We start from the raw sequence: 1,528 nt of genomic DNA, 5'->3' as shown, positions 1-1,528 counted from the left end.
TTCCCCCTGCCATAACCTCGGCGTTACCCTAGGCTGGTTGCAGGATTGCTATTCAAGGGGGACACCAGATGAGTTTGATGGGCACATTGGCAAAGGTCGCAATCGGCATTGCCGTTGCAAAGGGCGTCGGCAGCATGATGCAGCGCAAGGGCGAAGGTCCGCTTGGCGGCGGGGTCAGTTCCGGCGGGCGAGGCTCTGGGCTTGAGGACATGATGGGCGACATTCTCGGTGGTGGTGCCTCACGTCGCGATACGTCTTCGCGCGGGGGCGGCAATGTGCTGGGCGGCTCTGGCGGCGGATTGGGCGATTTTCTAGAAGAACTGGGCGATTACGCGCCCGACCGGCCAACCGGACGCAGTGCCCCGGGCCGTAGCGGTGGCGGGCTCGACGATCTGATCGGCGGCCTTGGCGGCGGATCGGGTGGCGGCGGTCTGGGCGACCTTCTTGGCGGCATGCTCGGCGGCGCCCTTGGCGGGGCGGCTACGAAACGCGGTGGCGGATTTGGCGATATTCTGAACGACTCGCTTGGCAATTGCGGCGAACCCAAGGTGCGGCCGTCGCGGGAACAGGATGCCGCAGCGGGCCTCATGCTGCGTGCGATGATCCAGGCGGCCAAAGCCGATGGGCGCGTCGATGCGCGTGAGCAGGAAAAACTGCTCGGCAATCTCGGCGATGTGTCGCCCGAGGAACGGCGGTTCGTGGAAGCCGAACTCAGGGCCCCGGTCGATGTGCGTGGTCTTGCCGGACAAGTCCCGCGCGGGCTTGAGGCGCAGGTCTACACGATGTCGATCATGGGCATCGACCTCGACAACCAGAAAGAGGCCGAATATCTGCACGAACTGGCAACGGCATTGCGGATCGACCGTCAGCAGGTCAATCACATCCATGCGCGCCTTGGGGTTCCTGCGATTTACGGCTGACACCGGCCTGATCGGATCCGTATCTGAAGCTGCCCGCGAAAATTTTTTCGCGGGCATTCTCATTTGCCGCGAATCGTAACCATCCATTAACCTTAAGGCTGCAAATTCAACCTTGCGATTGAGGCGGAGGCACGAGGGAACAAGGTTTGTTATCTTACCCCACCCCCTTCACCCCACCCACCACGGAAGACAACAGGCTGTCGTGGCTCCGCCTCATTCGCTCAAGACGGGTTGGCACCGCCACCTTCTGGCGCCTTCTGGAAGAATATGGATCGGCGGAAGCGGCACTGATCGCCCTGCCCGAGGTTGCGAAGGCCGCCGGGGTGCAATCCTACGAATCCTGCCCGGAACCGGTCATCTTCAAGGAATACAAGGCGGGCAAAACCGCCGGCGCGCGGCTGATCTGCCGGGGCGAGCCTGCCTATCCTGAAGCGCTCGCCGATCTTGCCGATGCGCCGCCCGTGCTTTGGGCGATTGGCGATACTAACCTGCTGAACCGCCCGATGGTGGCCCTTGTCGGTGCGCGCAATGCGTCATCACTCGGGACCCGCATGGCGCGCAAGCTGGCCGAAGGGCTGGGTGCCGCCGGTATCACCGTTGTTTCGGGG

Annotated in this window: 2 protein-coding genes; both read left to right on the top strand. The window is 63.2% G+C overall.

The features are described 5' to 3' along the window. Positions 1-68 precede the first annotated feature (68 nt). Positions 69-920, top strand: coding sequence for a DUF533 domain-containing protein (locus WBB85_RS18085; RefSeq protein ID WP_432639988.1), 852 nt, complete (start codon positions 69-71; stop codon positions 918-920). Between the two features lie 146 nt (positions 921-1,066). Further along, positions 1,067-1,528, top strand: a 462-nt coding sequence (locus WBB85_RS18080; RefSeq protein ID WP_432639987.1) for a DNA-processing protein DprA, incomplete at its 3' end; no start/stop codon positions are given.

Origin of the sequence: Albidovulum sp. (genome assembly GCF_049646345.1) — a bacterium.
Taxonomy (GTDB): Bacteria; Pseudomonadota; Alphaproteobacteria; order Rhodobacterales; family Rhodobacteraceae; genus Albidovulum.
Note: the sequence above shows the minus strand (reverse complement) of the source record. Positions and strands in the feature narration are given on the sequence as shown.